A 15,785-nucleotide genomic window follows, 5' to 3' on the forward strand; every position below is an offset into this window, starting at 1 on the left:
CCCATGGCCGGAGGCCGCGCCTCCGGCCCCAGGGGCCGCGCTCACTCCGCGCGGATGTCGTCCACGTACACCGTGCCCGTGGCCGTCGACCCGCCGTACCCGAGGTACAGGTTGAACGCCGACACCTCCGCCAGGTGCGCGGCGTCCAGCAGCTCGTCCGCATGGCCGGTGTCCCAAGGCGCCGGCTTGAACTCGGTGAACGGCGCGTTCACCTCCAGGCCCTCGGTGTTCGAGAGCCCTACGTTGTACTCGAAGTACGCGCCCTTCGCCACCACTTGGATCGTCGCGCCGTTCGTGGAACCGTCGCCCTGCAGCCACAGCTTCAACGCGCTGAACGCCGTCCAGTCCGCGCCCACCGACTTCCCGATGCCCGTGTACCCGGCGTTCGCGAAGTCGTACGAGTACGCCAGACCGTAAGCGCCCGAAGCCTTGTGATCGGCAGAGAGGGCCGTCGTGTTGGCGTTGACGTGGCTGTACGCCTCGCTCAGCGTCAGGTCGTCCCCGGCGTAACCCTCGAAGTCGTCGATCCAGCCCGCCGGGAGCGGCTCGACCTCGCCCAGCATCACCAGCGCCGAATCCGTCAGCGTCCGGGTGCCCACCTTGGCGCTCACGGTCACCGTCACCGAGCGGTTGTCCAACCAGGACGGATCGATGTTCCAAGCGCCGGAATAGAACCCCTGCGCGTCCCGCGTGAGGGTCACCGGCGCCCCGCCGTCGATCGAGTACGTGGCCTTCCGCGTGGTCGCCGAGGTCAGCCGCAGTCTGACGGTGGTCGAGGTGGTGGTGATGCGCTGGCGGTCGGTGGGGGACACCAGGTGCAGGTAGGGGGCGCTCGGCACGGCGACCGTGGGGGCGTCGAACACGCCTTCGAGGTCGGAGGCGAAGTACGAGTAGGGATCGGCGTGGAAGTCCAGGAAGTCCGGCTCCATGGCGTGCCCGGGGAAGGGCACGTACGCGCGGTTCGTCCCGCCGAAATTGGCCCAGGTGAGCATGTGGGTCACCTTGCTCGCCTTCGGGTCCGCCTTGATCGCGCCGAGCAGGTCGGTGAACCAGGTGAGGTCGCGGCCCTCTTCGCCGGACTCCCCGAACTCGGTGAACGCCGGGACCTTGCCGCGCTCGGCGGCGAGGTCCACGACCATCGCGAGGTCCTTCATGGTGCCGGACAACCACTCCGCCGAGCCCGCCGAGTTGTCGTAGGCGTCGTAGCCGAGGACGTCCACGAACTCGTCGCCCGGGTAGGTCTTCATGTAGTTGGTCGGGTCGCCGCCGAAGCTCGAGTTCGGCGAGTAGGAGTACAGCAGGTTGTGCACTTTCTTGGTGTTGCGCAGGTACTCCACGGTGTATCGGAAGATCTCGATGAACTCCGCCGAGGTGCAGTGCCCCGCGCCCCACCAGAACCAGCCGCCGGTGTTCTCGTGGAAGGGCCGGAAGACCACTGGGATCAAAGTCCCGTCGCTTCGCTTGGCGCCCTTCACGGCCGCGGCGATCCGGTCGAGGAACTCGTTGTAGTCCGCGTGCTTCGCGCCGCCGGGCAGAATCTGGCTGACCACGCGGCCCGCCGTGTCCCAGAAGTCCCCGCCGGTGACGAAGTTGAACATGTGGGCGCTGAGGACGTTGATGCCGCCGAGCGCATCCGACTTCTCAAACGCCCAGCTCATCGCCTCGATGTTCTGCTCGACGGTGCCGCCGTACACGCCGGGCTTCTGGAACCCGTTGAGGATCAAGGTGTCCCAGCCGAACACGGCCGGGTAGTCGCCGGTCGTGGCCTCGACGTCAGAGGTCGTCTCGGTGTACGTGTCGAAGGTGAACCCGTCGCTGAGGGTGTGCTCGTGGCCGAACATGACGCCCTTGCCCTGCAGCCCGAGCATGTAGTGGAACAGCGCACGGGTCTCGGCGGTCGCGCAGTCGTCGACGATCGTGACCCTCGACCGAGTCGGTGCGGCACTGGCGGAAAGCGGCACGCTCGCGGCCGCGACGGCGGCGGCGCCCATGGTGATCACCGCGCGCCTCGGCGCGCGGAAGGAGGAGAAAGGCACTTGCGTCTCCTTTGGAACGAAGGGCCCTCGAAGGAGGGGTTGATTGCAGCATTCGGCTCTGACCTGGGGTTTCAGAAGCTGAATCGGTTAAGCCGTCCACAGAATATCCATAGGAATTCATCGATGTCAACGGCTCCTGGCCTCGAGCCGCACCGCTGAACTTGTTCAGTCGGCGAACAAGGGATGACGCACGCCGAAGCGCCGCGTGGACCGAGAGTCCACGCGGCGCTTTCGCACAGCTTCGCCTACGACAGGAGGCTGCCATACGGGCCGTTGCGGATGCCGTTCTTCTGCTGGTCGTTGAAGTGGCAGTCCGGGTAGGAGAGTCGGGAGCCCGAGGGCGTGGCCCATCTCGTGGACCATCCCGCCGTACCGGCGGTTCATGTCGCCGCCCAGGCCCGCGGCGCCGTCGGCGTCGGGGCCGGACAGGATCGCCCAACCGCCGCCACCGCCCGAGTCATGACGGCCCGCCGTATTCGCCAGAGTTCGGCCCGCGACGCATCAGGCCAATGCATCGACTGAAGTCAATGTTTCCGGTTTCGGGTCCGAGGTACGGTCCCCTGCGGACGTTCCTCGCGTTGTGGGTAGTGTCGGTTTGCTCGACCCAATCCTGTCGGCGGCCGACCCCGGCCGCCGGTGTGCATACTGAAGGACGAAACCGGCATGAGACCTTCAAAAACCCCTGCTTCTGATGATCAGAAGCCCCGCTTGGCAACCTGGAAACGCATCTCCATAGTGGTCGCCGCTGCGGCGGCGCTCTTCGCGGGCACGACCGTGGCCGCCTCATTGGCGCTCACGCCCACCGATCCCGCGAGTTCCGATGGGGCGCAAGAGCCCTCGGAAACCGCGTCCGAATCCACCGAAACGACCTCCGCGCCTCCCGACGCGGTCGCGCTCGCCGGCCCCAGCGAATCCCCTTCGCCCGAGGCGGTCGGCGAATGCGAGCGAGTCCCCAGCGACACACCGGAAGTCACGGTCACCCAGGTCGACATCGGTGGCGGCGTGATCGGCTACGGGCAGGAAGGCGACACCGATCGCCTGCCCATGGCGATCGCGGCGAGACCAGGCGGCTCCTGGCTCGCCTGGGTCGGCACCGACGACCAGATCCACCTCGGCAGGCTCGACTGCGACGACCGGCTCGAAGGGGAGGCGATCGCCTTCGAGGGCATCGACCTCCAGGACGTGCAGGCCGACGCCGACGGCGTAGTGGTCCTCGTGACCCGCGAAGGGAACTGCGGGGACGGGCGGCTCTGCGGCGGGGAGTCGAGCCCCTGCAACACGATGCACATGGTCCGCTTCGACAACGAGGGCAACCAGGTCTGGGAACGGGAAGTGACCAACCTGGACGACGGACTCGGCGGCTACGACGACGGCGCGCGGTTCGTCTGGTGGTACCAGCACCACGGCCGACTCGCGACCGACGGCGAGCACTACGCGGCGTACTTCGGCGTCGCCGTCACCGTCGCCAACGGCGGCTGTGTCGATGTGCACCAAGGCGACCGCATGCAGGTCGTGGACGCCGACGGCAACCTGGTCGACCACGCCGACAGCTTCGAAGTGGGCTGCAGCCACAGTTGGACTACGCGGATCGCCTGGAACGCCGAGCGGGACGAGTTCGGGATGGTCTGCGCGACCGACAACCAGTGCCGCATCGCCGTGCCCGCCTACGAGACCGTCGCCGCAGGGACGTGCGACGGGACTCTCTTCGGCGGCGACCTCGTGGCTTCGGGCAGCGGGTACTGGACCGCATGGAGCCAGGGCGGGCAGGCTCGCCTGGAGCACTTCACCGACGGGCCTTCGGATTCGACGATCGAGCCCGACGTGGACGCCGAGCATCCGCACCTGGTCTCCTACGGCGCCGACCACATGCTGCTCGCCTGGGAGTCCGGCGACTCCATCGAGGCGAGCGTGCGCGACTCCGCAAGCGGTGAGGCCGTGGGCGACACGTTCCGAATCGACGTGCCCGACCACAGTTATCAAGCGTTCAAGGCCTACGACGACGGCAGCGTCGCCTACCCGGCCGCCGGCGGCGACAACACCGTCCAAATCGCACGGGTGATGCCTTTCAGCGACTGAGAGCTGGGAGTTCACAGACCGGAAATTGACTAGTGACAATGAAGGCGAGCTCTGCTAGTGTTCGTGAAATCGTTCTTAAGAACGTTCTCAACGACGAGACAGAGGGCCGCCCATGCCTGCGCCGAAGCGATCGAGCCTTGCACTCGTGGCCGCGCGCGCCGGGGTCTCCGTCGCCTCCGTGTCACGAGTCCTCAACGGGGGCTCCGCTTCTCAAGAGCTGACGCAGAAGGTCCGCGAGGCCGCCGAAGCACTCGGCTACGTCCCCGACGCCAGCGCGCGCACCCTCCGCACCGGACGGACCGACCAGATCGCGCTCGCCGTCGCCGACGTCGGCAACCCCGTGTACGTGCAGATGATGCGGGCCGTCACCGGCGTCGTCGCCAAAGCCGACTACCGACTCGTGGTGTCCTCCACCGGAAGCGACCCGCAGGACCAGATCGACCTCCTCAGCAGCCTCAACCGCGGGTACGCCGACGGACTGATCTTGAGTCCTCTCAGGATCACTGCCGACCTCATCGACGCCATGCGGTCGAGCCGACTGCCCATTGTCGTCATCGGCTCGCTGCCCGAGGACGTCGCTCTCGACAACGTGCGCGCCGACTCGGCCACCGGCGTCGGGCTCGCCATGGAGCACTTGGTCGCCCAGGGCCGCAAGCTCATCGCGCTCGTCAACGGCCCGGTCGACACCGTCCCCGGTTCGGCCCGCCTCGCCGGATACCTCGCCGCCCTCGAACGCTTCGACCTGCCGAACGCACCCGAACTCCAGGTCACCGCCACGGGATTCACCTACCGCGCGGGCCGCAAAGCCGTCGCGGGCCTCCTCGGAGGCTCCCGGCCCGACGCGATCGTGGCCGCCAACGACCTGCTCGCGGTCGCCGCCCTGAAGGAACTCGCCGCGACCGGCGCCCGCGTGCCCGAGGACGTCGCGGTCGTCGGCATGGACGACACCGACACCGCCGAACTCGCCACCCCGTCGCTCACCAGTGTCGACCTCGGGTCCGCCAAACGCGCCGCGGCCGCCGCGAAACTGCTCGTCCGCCGGATCGCCGACCCCGCCGCGCCGGTCCGCAGACTCGTCATCCCCCCGAGCCTGTCGGTTCGCGAATCGACCCTGCAGGAGACCGCCCAGTGACCGCAGCCGCCCCGCCCCTCGAACTCCCGGTTCCGCAGCGCCGCAAGCGCTCCAAGGACGGCCGCGACGCCTGGCTGCTCGTCCTGCCCGCACTGCTGCCGGTCATGCTCTTCAGCGTCTACCCGCTCGTGTACGGCGTCCTGCTCGGCTTCACGGACGCGGAAGCCGGACTGGGTGTCGAAACGAACTTCAACGGCGTCGACAACTACGTCGAGCTGGCGGGCAACGGCCTGTTCTGGGACTCGTTCACGATCGGCCTCGTCTGGGCCTTCAGCGTCACGATCCTCCAGTTCCTCGCCTCGCTCGGCCTCGCGCTGCTGCTCAATCTGGACCTGCGGCTGCGCTGGCTCGCCCGCACGCTCGCGCTCATCCCTTGGGCGATGCCGCCGGTGATCATCGCGATCATGTGGCAGCTCATGCTGAACCGCAACTACGGCCCGGTCAACCGCTCCCTCGACGCCATCGGCCTTCCCAACGGCGTCAACTGGCTCGGCGAGGCCTCGACCGCGCTCCCGGTGGTCATCCTCGTCGGCGTCTGGGCAGGGATGCCCCAGACCACGATCACGCTCCTAGCCGGACTCCAGTCCGTGCCTGCGGAACTGGGCGAGGCCGCCGCCATCGACGGCGCGAGCACCTGGCGCCGCTTCTGGCACGTCACGCTCCCTTCGTTGCGGCCCATCGTCATCGCCATCACGACTCTCGACCTGATCTGGAACTTCAACTCCTTCGCGCTGGTCTTCGTGCTCACCGCCGGCGGCCCGGGCGGCACCACGATGCTGCCGAGCCTCTTCGCGTACAACGAGGCCTTCCGGTACGGCAACTTCGGGTACGCGGCGGCCATGGGCAACGTCATGGTGATCGTGATCGGCGCGTTCCTGTTCCTCTACCTGCGCGGCCAGATGCGGAGGCGCCTCCAATGACGACACTCGCCAAGACCTTGGGGCGCAACCCGATGGCCCGCCCGCTCCAGTACCTCGCACTCCTCGCCTACATGTGCTTCCTCGGGTTCCCACTGGTGTTCCTCTTGACCACCGCGTTCAAGACCCCGCAGGAGCTGCAATCGCCCGACGCCGGGCTGCTGCCGCAGCAGTTGAACTTCGACAACTTCACCTCGGCGATCGACAAGGCCGACCTCTACACGGCTGCGGGCAACAGCCTCCTGGTCGCCGTCACGACCACCGCCGTAGTCACCGCGGTCTCGCTGCCCGCCGCCTATGCGCTGGTCCGCTTCCGAACGAGGTTGCGGGCCTTCGCGACCGGCTGGATCCTCCTCAGCCAGGTCTTCCCGTTCATCCTCATCATCATCCCGCTGTTCCTGCTGCTCAAGGACATCGGCCTGGTCAACACCCTCCTCGGCCTCGTGCTCGTCTACGCCGTGTGGGCACTGCCCTTCGCGCTGTGGATGCTCCAGGGCTACGTGGCCGCCATTCCCGTCGAACTCGAGGAGGCCAGCGCGGTCGACGGAGCCGGGCGCCTGCGCACCCTGACGCGGATCGTCCTGCCGCTCCTCGCGCCGGGCCTGGTCGCGACCAGCCTGTTCACGTTCATCAACTCCTGGAACGAGTTCTTCTTCGCGCTCGTGCTCATCCAGGACCCGGACATGCAGACCCTGCCGCTCGCGCTCGCGCGCTTCCTCGGCGCCGAAGGGCAGGTCGAGCTCGGCCAGCTCGCCGCGGCCGCGCTCCTGTCGTGCATTCCGAGCCTCGTGTTCTTCCTGCTCATACAGAAACGGCTCACGGCCGGACTCCTCAGCGGCGCGGTGAAGGGCTGATCCCCTTCATCCGCCGGATGCCTACCGAAAGAGAGAATGCAATGCGAACTCGCAACAGCGCCGTCGCGATCGCCATGGCCCTGCCCCTCGCGCTCACCGGCTGCTCCGCCTTCGGCGTGGGCGGTGACGACGATGCGGCGTCGACCCTCACGTTCCAGTCGCTGGCGTTCCAGGACACCACGATCGCCGCGACCGAGGAGATCGTGCAGGCCTGGAACGACGCGAACCCCGACACGCAGGTCGAACTCGTGCAGGGCAGCTGGGACAACGTGCACGACCAGCTGGTGACCCAGTTCCAGGGCGGCACCGCGCCCGACGTGATCCATGACGAGTCGGCCGACATCATGGGCTTCGCGAACCAGGGCTACCTGGCCGATCTGAGCCCGCACCTGAGCGATGACGTGAAGGGCGCGGTCTCCGAAGACGTCTGGAAGTCCGTGACCGCCGCGGACGGCGCGGTCGTCGCCGCGCCCACCCTGCTCCAGTCCTATGTGGTGTTCGTGAACGCGGACGCGTTCGCCGACGCCGGCGTCGAGGTCCCGGCGGGGGAGCAGCTGACCTGGGACGACTTCCAGGCGCTCGCCAAGGAGCTCACGGCGGACGGCACGTACGGGGTCGGCTGGGGCATGCAGCAGCCGACCGCGGCAGTCATGAGCCTGTCCCTCGGCTTCGACGGCACGTTCTTCTCCGGTGGCGGCGACTCGGCCTCGATCGAGGTGGGCGCCAATGAACTCGCCGTGCCCGAGCGGATCCACGCGATGGCCTACGGCGACCGGTCGCTCGACCCGGTCTCGCTCACGCAGAGCGGTTCGGATGTGCTGCCGGGCTTCTTCGACGGCAAGTACGCGATGTACGTGGCGGGCAACTACGTGGCCCAGCAGATCACCGAGTCCGCCCCTGAGGGCTTCAACTGGGCGGTCCTGCCGCCGCTCGCGGGCACCGCGGGCACGGCCCAGGCCGCGAACCCGCAGACGATGTCCGTGGCCGCCGAGAGCGACAACGTCGAGGGCGCGGCCGCGTTCATCGACTTCTTCATGCAGGCCGAGCACCAGGCCTCGCTCGCCCAGGGCGACTGGCTGATCCCGGCCTCCGGTGACGCCCGCACCCTCGTCGCCGAGCAGACCGCAGGCGAGAACGGCTGGGAGGCCATCCTCGCTTCCGGTGAAGGACTCGCGGCCGCGCCGTTCCAGTCCGCGGTGAACTATCCCCAGTGGAAGGACCAGTTCGCCACGCCCGCCCTCCAGCAGTACCTGGCGGACGAGATCACCGCCGACGAGCTCGCGACGCAGCTCACCGACGGCTGGTCCGAACTGGGCTGACACCCTCGCTTCACGCCCGCCGGGGACCGACGCCCCTCGCCCCGGCGGGCACCGAATCCTTGCAAATCTACAGCTCGCAAGCTTCGCCGAGAACGAGAAGGAGACACGATGACCCTGCCGATGCAGGACACGCTGGTCGCGAAGGCGACCGGAGCCCTCGCGGGAGCGGCGGTGGGCGACGCGCTCGGCGGTGCGGCCGAAGGGAACACGCCCGAGGCCATCCAGCAGCGCTACGGCGGCTTCATCGAGGGGATCGTGCCGCCGTTCCTCGAGGACTGGCGCAACGCCCGCCCGATCGCCCCGTACCACAAGGGGGACGGGCACATCACCGACGACACGTTGATGACCGCGGCCCTTGTGGACGTCTACGCCCACGTGCGTGACCACCTCGACGCCCACGCGATCGCCCAGCATCTGGTGCCGCTCCTCATCGGCGACAAGCGGTGGGTCCCCGAACTGGAGTCCGAGGCGCTGCTGCTGCACCGAGTGTTCCTGGCGGAGAAGTGGTTGGTTGCAAGACTGCACTACGGCCACATCGACCCACGTGAGGCCGGGGTCGGGAACATCGTGAACTGCGGCGCGACCATGTACGTCGCGCCGATCGGCATCGTCAACGCCGGGAACCCCGAAGCGGCCTACGCCGAGGCGATCGACGTCGCCGGGGCCCACCAGTCCAGTTACGGACGCGAGGCCGCCGGGGTCTACGCCGCCGCCGTCGCCGAGGCGATGCGGCCGGGCGCCGACGTCGACTCCGTTGTGGACGCCGCGCTCCGTCTCGCCAAGGACGGCACCAGGAACGCCATCGCCGCTGTCACCGAAGCCGCCGCCTCCATCGGCGACTGGCGGGGCGGCCTCGCCGACCTGCGCCGCGCCGTCGAACCCTTCGACACCGTCGGCCCCGACTACCGCGCGCCCGCGATGGACGCCCGGATCCCCAGCCGCACCAAGGCGATCGAAGAACTCCCCATCGCCCTCGGGATGCTCATCGCCACCGGCGGCGACTACCGCGAAGCGGTCCTCGGCGCGGTCAACTACGGCCGCGACTCCGACTCGATCGCCGTCATGGCCGGGTCGATCGCAGGCGCCCTCGGCGGCGTCGACGCGGTCCCCGCCGAATGGATCACCGGCGTCAGCGAAGGCAGCCGCATCGACGTCACCCTCACCGGTCCCGTCATCGCCGGCGTCGCCCGCGACGTGTGGGCCGCCGACGCCGAACGCGCCGCCCGGGTCGCCAAGGCCCGCAACGAGTTCACCGAGGCGCCGGCATGATCCGCCTCAGCTGGACGCAGCCCGAAGACCTCCTGCCCCACGCGCTCGTCGCCGCCGACCTCGACGGCCGCGACGCCGCCGACGTGCGCGAACGCTGGACCGCCGCAGGCGGCGACCCCGAGCCGCCCGCGAGCGGGGCCTCACCCGAACCCGCGCCCGCGCACCTGCGCGAACTCGCCCGCGAACTCCAGACCGAACTCGACAAGCTCGCCGACCCCGAGCAGCTGCTCACCGACGAACCCGAAGACCTCGACGCCATCCTCGCCCGCGGCGCGGCTCCCGTGCTGCCCGCGAACGAGCGGGCCGACCACGCGAACCGCGTGCACGGCGCCTGGCTCGGCCGCGCCGCCGGGTGCCTCCTCGGCAAACCCGTCGAGAAGCTCCCGCTCGAAGGCATCCGCGCCATCGCCCGCGCCACCGGCAACTGGCCCCTGAGCGGCTACTTCACCGAAGTCGGCCTCGACCCCGCGACCGCCGCGCGCTACCCGTGGAACCGCCGCAGCCGCCCCACGAGCCTGGCCGAGAACATCGACGGCATGCCCGAGGACGACGACCTCAACTTCCCGCTCATCGCGCTCCACCTGCTGGAACGCTCGCGCAGTGGCTTCGAGACCCACGACGTCGCCCAGGCCTGGCTCGACCTGCTGCCAGCCGGCCGCGTCTTCACCGCCGAACGCATCACCTACCGCAACCTCCTCGCCGGGCACGAACCCGAGATCGCGGGCCGCGTCGGCAACCCGTTCCGCGACTGGATCGGCGCCCAGATCCGCACCGACCTCTACGGCTGGGCCCGCCCCGGCGACCCCCTGGCGGCCGCCCGCCTCGCCTACCAAGACGCCCGACTCAGCCACGGCCGCAACGGGATCTACGGCGCGATGTTCGCCGCCGCCGCGAACGCGGCCGCCGTCACCGGCGCACCGATCCACACCGTCCTGTCCGCCGCACTCGCGGTCGTGCCCTCGGCGAGCCGCTACGCCGCCGCCGTCCGGCGCGGCCTCACCATCGCCCGCGAGGACCTCGACGACGAGGCCGCCGTCGACCTCCTCCACGAGGAGTACGGCCACCTCCACTGGGTCCACGTCCTCCCCAACGCCGCCCTCCTCGCGTTCGCCCTCGCCCGAGGCGCCGGCGACTTCGAACGCACCATCACCCTCGCCGTCTCGGGCGGCTGGGACACCGACTCGGTGGGCGCGACCGCAGGCGCGATCACCGGCGCCCTCACCGGCGCGCGCGAACTCCCGGCCACATGGATCGAGCCACTCGGCGACCGGCTCGCGAGCTCTGTGCCAGGCTTCGGAGGGGCGCGATTCACCGCCCTCGCGATTCGGACATTGGAGGTCTCCAAATGAGCGTGGTCGTCATCGGAAGTGCGAACCTCGACCTGGTCTACGAGGTCGACCGCATCCCCTCGCCGGGCGTGACGGTGCTCTCGCGCGGCTTCGCGTCCTTCACCGGCGGCAAGGGCAACAACCAGGCGATCGCCGCCGCCCGCGCCGGGGCCGACACGCTGTTCATCACCGCGCTCGGCCAGGACGAGGCGGCCGACCGCCTCGCCGAGGAGGCCCGGAACGCCGGGATCACCCTGCTCGACCGCCGCGTCGACGCCCCCACGGGCACCGCCCTCATCTTCGTCGACCGCAAGGGCGAGAACTCGATCGTGGTGAACTCGGGCGCGAACGCCGAGCTCGTGGACCTCACCGAAGCCGAACTCGCCGAGATCGCCGCCGCCGACGTCCTGGTCCTCCAACTGGAGACGCCGCTCGCGACGGTCATCGCCGCCGCCCGCGCCGCGCGGGCCGCCGACACGGTCGTGGTCCTGAACGCGGCGCCCAGCGGCGCCTTCCCCGTCGAACTCCTCAGCAAGATCGACATCCTCGTCGTCAACGAACATGAGGCCGCCGAACTCGCGGGCGAACCCGCCGGGACCGGCGAGCGCTCGCTCATGTCGGTCCTCACCGTGCACGGCTGCGACGTGGTCATCACCCTCGGCGCCGAAGGCGCCCTCGTCGGCGGATGGGGGACCACGCCCGTGAAGATCCCCGCCTTCAAGGTCGAAGTCCAGGACACCACGGGAGCGGGCGACGTGTTCGTCGGCGCCTTCGCCGCCACGCTCGACCACACCGCCGACGAACGCTCCCTCGTCGCCGCGACCGAGTTCGCGACCGCCGCCGCCGCGCTCGCGGTCCAGCGCAAAGGCGCGGGACCGTCCATCCCGACACGCGAGGAGGTGCACGAGTTCCTTGCAGCCCAATGACTTCGACCCTCTCGTTCCCAGGCCCGTCGACCTGCCCACGGTGCTGCCGCCCGGCGGCGCGATCGACCCCGGGACCGGCGACATCGCCAAGATCTTCGCCGCCCCCGAGGACCCCGCCGACTGGCCGCGCTGGCGATCCGACCTCGCCGCCTGGCGCGACGAGGCCCGCGACCGGCTCGCCTACAGCGGCGCCGCCTACGACCGCCCCGAGACGAGCTGGGCGAGCCGCGCCTACGCCGTCGCCCAGGTGTGGCTGTGGGACGAGCGGATCTTCAACCACGCCGAGCAGCGCTTCACCGTTGACGCGTTCCTCGCCTCGATCGCCGACCAGGGCGGCCTCGACGGCCTCGTCCTCTGGCACGCCTACCCGGTCATCGGCATCGACGACCGCAACCAGTTCGACTACTACCGCGACGTCCCCGGCCTCGCGGACCTCGTCGCCGACCTCCACGAACGCGGTCTCCGCGTCTTCATCGACTACAACCCGTGGGACACCGGCACCCGCCGCAGCGGAAACACCGACGCCGAAGAACTGGCGGCACTCGTCGAGGACCTCGGCGTCGACGGCGTCTTCCTCGACACCCTCAAAGAAGGCGACCCCCGCCTGACCGCCGCGCTCGCCGAGACCAAACCGCCGCAAGTGCTCGAAGGCGAGTCCCGCGTCCCGAACCCGCGCGTCGAGGACCACCTGCTCAGCTGGGCCCAGTGGTTCGCCGACTCCGAAGCGCCCGGCGTCATGCGCGCGCACTGGTACGAGCGCCGCCACATGATGCACGCGATCCGCCGCTGGAACCGCGACCACAGCGCCGAACTCCAGTCCGCGTGGATGAACGGCACCGGCATCCTCGTGTGGGACGCCGTGTTCGGCGTCTGGGTCGGCTGGAGCCGCCGCGACGAATCCACCCTGCGGCGCATGCTCCGCGTCCAGCGCGCGGCCCACGAGATCCTGACCGCAGGAGAGTGGTCCCCGCTCGAAGGCGCGACCGCCGAGGCGATCGCCGCCGGGGTCTACGCGTCCCGCTGGACAAAGGACGGCGCCACCTTGTGGACCCTGGTCAACCGCGCCGAGCACGACTGGACCGGCGACCCGCTCCGCGCACCGCTCCCGAAGGGCGGCAGGCGATACGACGTCACCGCCGGGATCACCGACCCGAACGAGGTCACCGTGCCCGCCCGCGGCGTCACCGGCATCCTCGAACTCGCCCCCGGCGCACCCGAACCCGCATGGCTGCCCGAGGTCATCGAAGCCGCCGCCGACGACCCCGGATCGGGCGACGCCCGGTTCCCCGTCCGCGCGGCCATGCGCGTGGTCCCCGGTCGCTCAGCGCGGCGGGCGAAAGGCATCCGAGTCGAAGCCGGACCGCGATCGGTCGAGGTGACCTACCGCCGCCGCGAGACCGGCTTCTACCAAGGCGCGCCCTACGTCGAGGAATGGAAGCCCCTCCCGCCGCGCCTCCACGACGACCGCACCGCGACCCTCAACATCGACCTCTACGGCCCCGTCGCCGTCGCCCCCAAGGAAGTCTCGATCGCCGAGTTCCGCGCGTTCCTGGAACAGGCAGTCTACTGGCTGGCGGTCCCCAACCGGTTCCTTTGCGGCACCGCCGAAGGCGACGACGCCCCCGTCACCGGCGTGTCCCTGTCGGACGCCCGCGCCTACGCCGCCTGGGCCGGAGCCCGCCTCCCCGACGAGTTCGAATGGCAGCTCGCCGCCGAGCAACCCGGCTTCGAACGCCGCACCCCCGCCGTCTGGAACTGGACCGAGAGCGAGCACTCCGACGGCATCACCCGCTTCACAATGCTCAAGGGCGGCAGCGACTACCGCGCCGAAGGCTCCGACTGGTACACCGACGGCGGCCGCCGCGAACCGTCGTTCAGCCTCAAATACCTGCTCCCCGGCCTCGGCCTGGAACGATCGAGCAGCATCGGCTTCCGCCTCGCCTGGGACCTGGAGGAGTAATGACCGCACCCCTGGAAGGCCTGAAAGTCCTCGACGTCTCCACCCTCTTCGCCGGCCCCATCGCCGCCACCTTCCTCGGCGACTTCGGCGCCGACGTGATCAAAGTGGAGCACCCCACCCGCCCCGACGCCGCCCGCGGACACGGACCGTCCAAAGACGGCGTGAACCTCTGGTGGAAGACCCTGGGCCGCAACAAACGCACTGTCACCATCGACCTCAGCGCCGCCGAAGGCGCCGACCTGCTCCTGCGTCTCGCCGCCGACGCCGACGTCCTCATCGAGAACTTCCGCCCCGGCACCCTCGAACGCTGGAACCTCGGCCCCGACGCCCTCCACCGCGCCAACCCCGAACTCGTGATCGCCCGCGTGACCGCGTTCGGCCAGACCGGCCCCTACTCCGCCCGACCCGGCTTCGGCAGCCTCGCCGAGGCCATGAGCGGCTTCGCCGCGCTCACCGGGCAACCGGACGGGCCGCCCACCCTGCCGCCCTTCGGTCTCGCCGACGGCATCGCCGCGCTGGCCGCCGCCTACGCCGTGCTCGTCGCCCTCCGCGGGGTCGACCGCGACGGGTCGGGCCAGGTCATCGACCTGGCGATCATCGAGCCGATCCTGATGCTCCTCGGCGGCCAGATCACCGCCTACGACCAGCTCGGGATCCTCCAGCCCCGCAGCGGGAACCGCTCGGTCAACAACGCCCCGCGCAACGTCTACCGCACCGGCGACGGCGACTGGGTGGCCGTCTCCACCAGCTCGCAGTCCATTGCGGAACGCGTGGTGCGCCTCGTCGGCCGCGCCGATCTCGTGGACGAGCCCTGGTTCGCCTCGGGGCACACCCGGGCGGAGCACGCCGGCGAACTCGACGCGGCCGTGTCCGCCTGGATCGCCGCGCGGCCCACTGCCGAGGTGATCGCGGCCTTCGAAGCGGCCCAAGCGGCCATCGCCCCGGTCTACGACGTGCGCGGCGTCCTCGCCGACCCGCAGTACCAGGCCAGGGGCACCGTCCTCACGGTCGACGACGAGGAGCTCGGGCCGGTGAAGATGCAGAACGTGCTCTTCCGGCTCTCCGAGACCCCGGGCGCGATCCGCTGGCCCGGGCGCCGCCACGGCCAGGACACCGACGCCGTCCTCGCCGAGGCCGGCGTCACCCGCGAGCAGCTGGAGCTGCTGCGGGAGAAAGGGATCGTATGAACCCCATCAGCGCCCTCTACGTGCCGGGGGACCGGCCCGACCGGTTCGACAAGGCCGCGGCCTCCGGCGCGGACCTCGTGATCCTCGACCTCGAGGACGCGGTGGCCGACCGCGCGAAAGGCGAAGCGCTCGACAACATCGTCTCCTGGCTCGCCTCGCCACCCCAGGTCGCTCTCCAAGTACGGGTGAATCCCGGTGCGGCGCACGAGATCCGCGCGATCCGCGCCACCGGAGCGCATTGCGGCCTGCGCATCCCCAAAGTGGACGACGCCCGCAAGCTCGACGCCATCGCCTACCTCGCCGACGGCCTCCCGCTCACCGCGCTCATCGAATCGGCGCGCGGCCTCGAAGTCGCTGCGTCGATCGCCGCCCACCCCGCCGTCCATGAGATCGCCCTGGGCGAGGCCGACCTCGCGAGCGACGTCGGCAGCGTTGACGCTTCGGTGCGCGACCACATGCGCATGCGGCTCCTCATCGCCGCCCGCTCGGCCGGGCTCGACGCCCCGATGCTCTCGGCCTACCCGGCGATCCAAGACCTCGACGGCCTCCGCACAGACACCGAACGCGGCCGCGCCCTCGGCCTGCGCGGCCGGGTCGCCGTGCACCCCAAGCAGATCCCGGTGATCAAGGAGGTCTTCGCCCCCTCTGACGAGGAACGCGCCTGGGCCCGGGCGGTCATCAAGGCGCTCAAGCAAGGCGGCGTAGCGACCCTCCCGGACGGCCAGATGGTCGACCCGGCCATGCTCGGCCGCGCCCGGAGCCTGCTCCGCCCCTGAACCCC

Annotated in this window: 12 protein-coding genes; 11 read left to right on the forward strand and 1 reads right to left on the reverse strand. The window is 70.1% G+C overall.

The annotated features are described in order from the left end of the window. Positions 1 to 41: 41 nt before the first annotated feature. Positions 42 to 2,036, reverse strand: a complete 1,995-nt coding sequence (locus tag ACFO8M_RS15585; protein WP_387977177.1) for a glycosyl hydrolase — start codon at positions 2,034 to 2,036, stop codon at positions 42 to 44. 708 nt (positions 2,037 to 2,744) lie between these two features. Between ACFO8M_RS15585 and ACFO8M_RS15590 the strand changes: the two genes are divergently transcribed. The 11 genes from ACFO8M_RS15590 (at position 2,745) to ACFO8M_RS15640 (ending at position 15,780) form a co-directional block, all read left to right on the forward strand. Next, the gene (locus tag ACFO8M_RS15590; RefSeq protein ID WP_387977180.1) at positions 2,745 to 4,112 is read left to right on the forward strand and encodes a hypothetical protein; all 1,368 of its coding nucleotides are present in this window, start codon (positions 2,745 to 2,747) and stop codon (positions 4,110 to 4,112) included. Positions 4,113 to 4,224: 112 nt separating this feature from the next. Beyond that, entirely contained in the window at positions 4,225 to 5,244 is a 1,020-nt protein-coding gene (locus ACFO8M_RS15595; protein WP_387977182.1) for a LacI family DNA-binding transcriptional regulator, read from the forward strand. Then, complete coding sequence (locus ACFO8M_RS15600; RefSeq protein ID WP_387977185.1) at positions 5,241 to 6,164, forward strand: carbohydrate ABC transporter permease; 924 nt, start codon at positions 5,241 to 5,243, stop codon at positions 6,162 to 6,164. The genes ACFO8M_RS15595 and ACFO8M_RS15600 overlap by 4 nt, the downstream gene beginning before the upstream one ends. After that, complete coding sequence (locus ACFO8M_RS15605; protein ID WP_387977188.1) at positions 6,161 to 7,015, forward strand: carbohydrate ABC transporter permease; 855 nt, start codon at positions 6,161 to 6,163, stop codon at positions 7,013 to 7,015. The genes ACFO8M_RS15600 and ACFO8M_RS15605 overlap by 4 nt, the downstream gene beginning before the upstream one ends. 41 nt (positions 7,016 to 7,056) lie before the next feature. Next, positions 7,057 to 8,334: an extracellular solute-binding protein gene (locus ACFO8M_RS15610; RefSeq protein ID WP_387977191.1), complete on the forward strand. Its 1,278-nt coding sequence runs from the start codon at positions 7,057 to 7,059 to the stop codon at positions 8,332 to 8,334. Positions 8,335 to 8,442: 108 nt separating this feature from the next. Beyond that, a complete protein-coding gene (locus ACFO8M_RS15615; RefSeq protein ID WP_387977194.1) occupies positions 8,443 to 9,603 on the forward strand; it encodes an ADP-ribosylglycohydrolase family protein in 1,161 nt (386 codons plus the stop codon). Continuing rightward, positions 9,600 to 10,952, forward strand: coding sequence for an ADP-ribosylglycohydrolase family protein (locus ACFO8M_RS15620; RefSeq protein ID WP_387977197.1), 1,353 nt, complete (start codon positions 9,600 to 9,602; stop codon positions 10,950 to 10,952). Before ACFO8M_RS15615 ends, ACFO8M_RS15620 begins: the two co-directional genes overlap by 4 nt. Further along, on the forward strand, positions 10,949 to 11,857 hold the full coding sequence (locus tag ACFO8M_RS15625; RefSeq protein WP_387977200.1) for a ribokinase: 909 nt from the start codon (positions 10,949 to 10,951) through the stop codon (positions 11,855 to 11,857). Before ACFO8M_RS15620 ends, ACFO8M_RS15625 begins: the two co-directional genes overlap by 4 nt. Then, positions 11,844 to 13,817 carry an SUMF1/EgtB/PvdO family nonheme iron enzyme gene (locus ACFO8M_RS15630; protein ID WP_387977203.1) on the forward strand — a complete coding sequence of 658 codons (1,974 nt, stop codon included), beginning with the start codon at positions 11,844 to 11,846 and terminating at the stop codon, positions 13,815 to 13,817. Before ACFO8M_RS15625 ends, ACFO8M_RS15630 begins: the two co-directional genes overlap by 14 nt. After that, on the forward strand, positions 13,817 to 15,004 hold the full coding sequence (locus tag ACFO8M_RS15635) for a CaiB/BaiF CoA transferase family protein (protein WP_387977206.1): 1,188 nt from the start codon (positions 13,817 to 13,819) through the stop codon (positions 15,002 to 15,004). The genes ACFO8M_RS15630 and ACFO8M_RS15635 overlap by 1 nt, the downstream gene beginning before the upstream one ends. Further along, complete coding sequence (locus ACFO8M_RS15640) at positions 15,001 to 15,780, forward strand: HpcH/HpaI aldolase/citrate lyase family protein (protein ID WP_387977209.1); 780 nt, start codon at positions 15,001 to 15,003, stop codon at positions 15,778 to 15,780. The genes ACFO8M_RS15635 and ACFO8M_RS15640 overlap by 4 nt, the downstream gene beginning before the upstream one ends. The last annotated feature ends 5 nt before the right edge of the window (positions 15,781 to 15,785 follow it).

Origin of the sequence: Glycomyces rhizosphaerae (assembly GCF_042647865.1) — a bacterium.
Lineage (GTDB): Bacteria > Actinomycetota > Actinomycetes > Mycobacteriales > Micromonosporaceae > Glycomyces > Glycomyces rhizosphaerae.